The sequence below is a fragment of the Streptomyces sp. NPDC058291 genome, assembly GCF_042880855.1.
Taxonomy (GTDB): Bacteria; Actinomycetota; Actinomycetes; order Streptomycetales; family Streptomycetaceae; genus Streptomyces.
The window spans coordinates 1-5,851 of the sequence record NZ_JBHVYK010000162.1 but is presented as its reverse complement, the minus strand read 5'-3'; the positions used below and the strand labels follow the sequence as shown (position 1 = coordinate 5,851).

General features: G+C 68.8%; 5 protein-coding genes and 2 pseudogenes. 3 read left to right on the top strand and 4 right to left on the bottom strand.

The window, feature by feature from the left end; translation table 11 throughout:
• Positions 1-216: 216 nt before the first annotated feature.
• The 4 genes and pseudogenes from ACFVYK_RS37660 to ACFVYK_RS37645 all read right to left on the bottom strand — a co-directional run.
• Positions 217-1,902 carry a ribonuclease J gene (locus ACFVYK_RS37660; RefSeq protein ID WP_389781242.1) on the bottom strand — a complete coding sequence of 562 codons (1,686 nt, stop codon included), beginning with the start codon at positions 1,900-1,902 and terminating at the stop codon, positions 217-219.
• A gap of 128 nt (positions 1,903-2,030) precedes the next feature.
• Positions 2,031-2,930, bottom strand: a complete 900-nt coding sequence (dapA, locus tag ACFVYK_RS37655; RefSeq protein ID WP_389781241.1) for a 4-hydroxy-tetrahydrodipicolinate synthase — start codon at positions 2,928-2,930, stop codon at positions 2,031-2,033.
• A gap of 204 nt (positions 2,931-3,134) precedes the next feature.
• A complete protein-coding gene (gene thyX / locus ACFVYK_RS37650) occupies positions 3,135-4,238 on the bottom strand; it encodes an FAD-dependent thymidylate synthase (RefSeq protein ID WP_389781243.1) in 1,104 nt (367 codons plus the stop codon).
• A gap of 105 nt (positions 4,239-4,343) precedes the next feature.
• Positions 4,344-4,634 (bottom strand): annotated as a pseudogene (locus ACFVYK_RS37645) (FAD-dependent thymidylate synthase); the annotation flags it as partial.
• 203 nt (positions 4,635-4,837) lie between these two features.
• On the opposite strand from ACFVYK_RS37645, the gene ACFVYK_RS37640 reads away from it, so the two are divergent.
• From ACFVYK_RS37640 to ACFVYK_RS37630, 3 genes and pseudogenes are all read left to right on the top strand, one after another.
• Complete coding sequence (locus ACFVYK_RS37640; RefSeq protein ID WP_389781240.1) at positions 4,838-5,074, top strand: hypothetical protein; 237 nt, start codon at positions 4,838-4,840, stop codon at positions 5,072-5,074.
• Positions 5,075-5,175: 101 nt separating this feature from the next.
• Positions 5,176-5,727, top strand: a complete 552-nt coding sequence (locus tag ACFVYK_RS37635; protein ID WP_389781239.1) for a hypothetical protein — start codon at positions 5,176-5,178, stop codon at positions 5,725-5,727.
• Positions 5,728-5,742: 15 nt separating this feature from the next.
• Positions 5,743-5,851: pseudogene (locus ACFVYK_RS37630) on the top strand (NYN domain-containing protein); the annotation flags it as partial.

Below are 5,851 nucleotides of genomic sequence, written 5' to 3'. Positions count from 1 at the left end.
AGGTTCCCGCTTTTCTCGCGGTTTCCTTTCCGGCGGTTCCGACTTTATCAGAAGTTCTGAGTCGGTTTTCCCGGCCCCTCCCGGGATCGGTCCCGACGCGCAAGGCGTCGATGCGTTCCCGCTCGGGCGGAGCCGTAAACGTACTGGAGCGGGGCTGCCCGATGCAAATCGGGTTGCCCCGCTCCTGGTTCACGCGTACGCCGGGTCGTGCGTCGGTCAGACCTCGACCACGACCGGGAGGATCATCGGCCTGCGGCGATAGGTGTCGGACACCCACTTGCCCAGCGTGCGGCGGATGAGTTGCTGCATCTGGTGGGGCTCCACCACGCCGTCCTGCGCGGAGCGTTCCAGGACCTCGGCGATCTTCGGGGTGACGGCCGAAAAGGCCGAGTCCTCGATGCCCGAGCCGCGGGCCTGGATGTGCGGGCCGCCCGTGATCTTGCCGGTGGACGAGTCCACGACGACGAAGACCGAGATGATGCCCTCGTCGCCGAGGATCTTCCGGTCCTTGAGGGCCGGCTCGCCCACATCGCCGACCGAGAGGCCGTCGACGTAGACGTAGCCCGCCTGGACCTTGCCGGAGATCTTGGCCTTGCCCTCGACGAGGTCGACGACCACGCCGTCCTCCGCGATGACGATGCGGTCGTGCGGAACGCCGGTCAGGGCTCCCAGCTCGGCGTTGGCGCGCAGGTGACGCCATTCGCCGTGGACCGGCATCAGGTTCTTCGGGCGGCAGATGTTGTAGAAGTACAGCAGCTCGCCCGCGGACGCGTGGCCCGAGACGTGCACCTTGGCGTTGCCCTTGTGGACGACGTTCGCTCCCCAGCGGGTGAGGCCGTTGATGACGCGGTAGACCGCGTTCTCGTTGCCGGGGATGAGCGAGGAGGCCAGGATCACCGTGTCGCCGGGGACGATGCGGATCTGGTGGTCGCGGTTGGCCATGCGGGACAGGGCCGCCATCGGCTCGCCCTGGGATCCCGTGCAGACCAGGACCACCTCGTGGTCGGGGAGGTCGTCGAGCGTCTTGACGTCCACGACCAGACCCGGCGGGACCTTCAGGTAGCCGAGGTCGCGGGCGATGCCCATGTTGCGGACCATCGAGCGGCCCACGAAGGCGACCCGGCGGCCGTACTCGTGCGCGGTGTCCAGGATCTGCTGGATGCGGTGGACGTGGCTGGCGAAGCTGGCCACGATGATCCTCTTGCGGGCGTTCCCGAAGACCGTGCGCAGGACGTTGGAGATGTCCCGCTCGGGCGGCACGAAACCGGGGACCTCGGCGTTCGTCGAGTCGGAGAGGAGGAGGTCGATGCCCTCCTCGCTCAGACGTGCGAACGCGTGCAGGTCGGTGAGACGGCCGTCCAGCGGGAGCTGGTCCATCTTGAAGTCGCCCGTGTGGACCGCCATGCCGGCCGGCGTGCGGATGGCGACCGCGAGGGCGTCCGGGATGGAGTGGTTGACGGCGATGAACTCGCAGTCGAACGGGCCGATGCGCTCCCGGTGCCCTTCCGCCACCTCGAGGGTGTACGGGCGGATCCGGTGCTCCTGGAGCTTGGCCTCGATGAGCGCGAGGGTGAGCTTGGAGCCGATCAGCGGGATGTCCGGCTTCTCCCGCAGGAGGTAGGGGACGGCGCCGATGTGGTCCTCGTGACCGTGGGTGAGGACGATGCCCTCGATGTCGTCGAGGCGGTTCCTGATGGACGTGAAGTCCGGCAGGATCAGATCGATTCCGGGCTGCTCCTCCTCAGGGAAGAGCACTCCGCAGTCGACGATCAACAGGCGGCCGCCGTACTCGAAGACCGTCATGTTCCGGCCGATCTCACCGAGGCCGCCGAGCGGGGTGACCCGCAGGCCACCCGCCGGCAGCGGCGGGGGCGGGGCGAGTTGCGGATGCGGATGACTCAAAAGACTCTCCTCAAACACGCGCGCCACGTACCGGTGGGCACGTGGCGCGCATGACGTTCGTGCAGAAGCAGTTGTCGTGGTGGATCGCAGGCACCGGTGGCCTGCTTATTCAGTTGTGAAGTCCGTTGTCAGAGCTGTACCCCGCCCGCGGCAAGATCGATCTTGAGCTGCGCGACCTCTTCGGGCGAGCACTCGACCATGGGCGAGCGCAGCGGTCCTGCGGGCAGGCCCTGCAGGGCGAGCGCCGCCTTGGTCGTCATGACGCCCTGGGTGCGGAACATACCCGTGTAGACGGGCAGCAGCTTCTGGTGGATCTCCGTCGCCTTCTGGACGTCGCCGGCGGTGAACGCCTCGACGAGGGCGCACAGGTCCGGGGTGACCATGTGGCCGACCACCGAGACGAAGCCGACCGCGCCCACGGACAGCAGCGGCAGGTTCAGCATGTCGTCGCCGGAGTACCAGGCGAGGCCGGAGCGCGCGATGGCCCAGCTCGCGCGACCCAGGTCGCCCTTGGCGTCCTTGTTGGCGACGATCCGCGGGTGCGCGGCGAGGCGGACCAGCGTCTCGGTGCTGATCGGGACGCCGCTGCGGCCGGGGATGTCGTAGAGCATCACCGGCAGTCCGGCGGCGTCGGCGACGGTGGTGAAGTGCCGGTACAGGCCCTCCTGCGGGGGCTTGTTGTAGTACGGGGTGACGACCAGCAGGCCGTGCGCGCCCCTCTTCTCCGCCGCTCGGGCCAGCTCCACGCTGTGGTGGGTGTCGTTGGTGCCGACGCCCGCGATGACGTGGGCGCGGTCGCCGACGGCCTCCAGGACGGCTCGTACCAGGTCCGATTTCTCCGCGTCACTGGTGGTGGGGGACTCGCCGGTGGTGCCGTTGACGATCAGGCCGTCGTTGCCTGCGTCCACCAGGTGGGTGGCGAGCCGCTGTGCGCCGTCGAGGTCGAGTGCGCCGTCCGCCGTGAAGGGCGTGACCATGGCGGTGAGGACCCGCCCGAAGGGGGTCTGCGGAGTGGAGGTCGGAGCCATGGGTGACACGCTACTCGTTGCTCACCGTGGGGTCTGCCCACGGGGGGTGCGGAAAGTCATGACAAAAGAGGAGCCCGGCACTGCCTGCTCGGGGGTTCAAGCAGTGCCGGGTCCGTTTGATCAGGCTAGATGAACAACTCTAAATGCCGCAATACGGACACTTCGCACGGATGATCCGTACATACGTCTCCGTCGCCGCGTCCCTCAAGGGGCGACTCGGCCGTTGGCGTTGAAGGCGGCGTAGGTGAGGGGCATGAGCTTGGCCCACTCGGCTTCCATCTTCTCGCCCACCATCTCGATCTCCCGCTGCGGGAACGAGGGGACCTTCGCCAGCTCGTGCTGCGTGCGCAGGCCGAGGAAGTGCATCAGCGAGCGGGCGTTGCAGGTGGCGTACATCGAGGAGAAGAGCCCGACCGGCAGGACCGCCCGGGCGACCTCGCGGGCGACCCCGGCGGCGAGCATCTCCTGGTAGGCCTCGTAGGCCTGCCGGTAGGAGTCCTCCATAGTGCGGTTGACGAGCTCCTGCTGGGCCTGCGTGCCCTCGACGAAGACGTACTTTCCGGGACGGCCCTGCTGGACGAGTTTGCGGGACTCGCCGGGGACGTAGAAGACGGGCTGGAGCTCCCGGTAGCGCCCGGACTCCTCGTTGTACGAATTGTGTACGACGAAACCGTCCGCGATGAAGTTGTGATGCGGCGGCGGCATGGAGATGTCGTAGGTCATCTCCTCCCCGTCGGGCACCACGGACAGGACGGCCTCCCAACGCACACCGTTCTGGAGGGCACGACGGCGCGCCCCGATCGGCGCGTCTTCCCCGTTGGTCTTCCGCTGGTGACACGACTTGCAGGCCGGTCGCAAGTTCGAGACGTCGAGTGCCTTCGTCAGATCGGCGTCCACCGGGACGACATGATCCAGCTCCAGGTCCTTGGCCTCGAACTTCTCGTCGCAGATGTAGCAGAGGTCCATGGGTGCGACGAGCTCAGCTCGCTGCTCGGTGGTCCAGATCTGAATGCCCTCACGCAGGCGCTTCGGGATGCCCACCCGCTCTCCGACCCCCACGCGGCCCAATCGTCCAATCCGGTCACCGGGGCGCAGATCGCCGGCACGAACCCAGCCGTCGGGAGTCCATACACGGTGATCCGCGGTGCACCGCAGAGCCTTGCCGTTCGTCGTCGACACCTTGAGGATCGGTTTCACGCCGGACTCGAAGACGTCGACCATGGGCGCCTTCTCCGCCAGCCCGGTCTCCAGGTCGATGGTGTCGGCCAGGAGGTTCTGGCAGGACTTCAGCCTGCGCGTACGCCCCATGGAATCGGGCACACCGATCTTCCAGTCCCGATGAATGTCCGCGATGCGTTTGGCCTTGCCGTTCTTGCCGGTGCCGACCCGGATCATGGCGTCCCCCGGCAGGCACCAGCCCACCCTGTGCCGCATGAACTCGCGGAACACGAAGATCGGGGCGCTGATGAAGAAGGTCATCGAGTTGTGCTCGAACGGGCTGCCGTGCCGGTCCCGCATCAGGTAGTTGATCAGGCCCTTGGAGCGTTCCGGGTCCTTGCCCAGTTCGTCCAGGGACTGCTCGCCGACGGTCGAGACGCGGGCGGCGAAGAGCACGTCCGCGTCGGACGCGGTGTGCTTGACCAGCTCGACGGTGACGTCGCTGAGGAAGCCGGGCTCGAGGTCGTCGGCGGGGCTGTCGGTCACGGTGCGGGGGTCCTTCCGTCGCGTCTTCTGAGCGGCGACAACTCTACGGGGGCCGCCGAGCCGGGCGTCCGCGGGCGTGCCGGGGAATTCGTGCGGGACGTCTGCCGATATGGGGCACCTTTTCGGGCACCCGCTCGTCTGAACCAGTGACGAGGTCCCCATGGCAGCGTCCACGCGACTTTCCTCAGGAGGACGTACCCACCATGTTCCGCCGGCGCGAGCCCGTACCCTTCGCCTTTCTCGCCGAGGCCGACAGGTTCCGGAGCAATGTCACTCCCCCGCCCCCCGAACGGTCCTCGGTGAGCCAGATAGCCGGGCGCTGGCTGCTGGGGCTCACCATCGTGGCCGCGCTGGTGGGCTCGCTGGTCATCGGCATGCCGGCGCTGAGTCAGCACTCGTCCTCGCCGGGGCCGCAGTCGCAGGCGTCCCAGGGGCGCTGAGCACCACGCCGACGCCACCGGGCCCCCGAAGGTGGTGAGGCGGGACAGCGGCGGATAACCTCACCGGGCACAGCCCACGCATGGACGAGTGAGGACCAGCCGTGCCCCTGCCCTTCCTGACGGCCGACCGCGCATTCGAGGCAGCGGACGACGTCGCGTTGCCCTTCGACGACCGCGAGCGCTGGCGACGACCCTACCGGCCAGGTCCCTGGCGGGTCGGTGCGGCCGCGCTCGCGCTGCTGCTCGCCTCGTACGTGCTGTTCGCGGCCGTCATCATCGCGCTGACCGGTTCGGTGTCCGAGGCGGGCACGGTCTTCGGCTGCTCCCTGGTCGTGATCGCCGCCGCCCTGCGGTTGCTGCGGGTCGGGGTGTGGGTGAGCGACCGCGGGCTGCGCCATGTGAGCTTCCTGCGCACCCGCACGCTGCCCTGGGACCGGGTGCTGGCCGTGCGGACCGTCCAGCAGCCGGTGCGCTGGCTCGGGCTGCCGCGGACGGTCCAGGGCGAGGCCCTGACCGTCGTCCGGCGGGAGCGGCCCGCCGTGGCTGCGCCGCTGCTGACCACGCACGGGGCGGACTTCCTGGCGCGCCCCGAGGCGTTCGACCGGGCGGCCGACGCGGTCGAGGCGTGGGCGTCGGAGAACCGGCGCGACTGAGGCGCGGCTGACTCGCGGCCGAGGCGCGCGGCTGAGACCGGGCTGCCGCTGCTGCGGATCTACTGGTTCGACGCCGCCCCCGACCGCCGCCCGATGCCCGAGCACCGCCGGCTCCGGGTCCTGC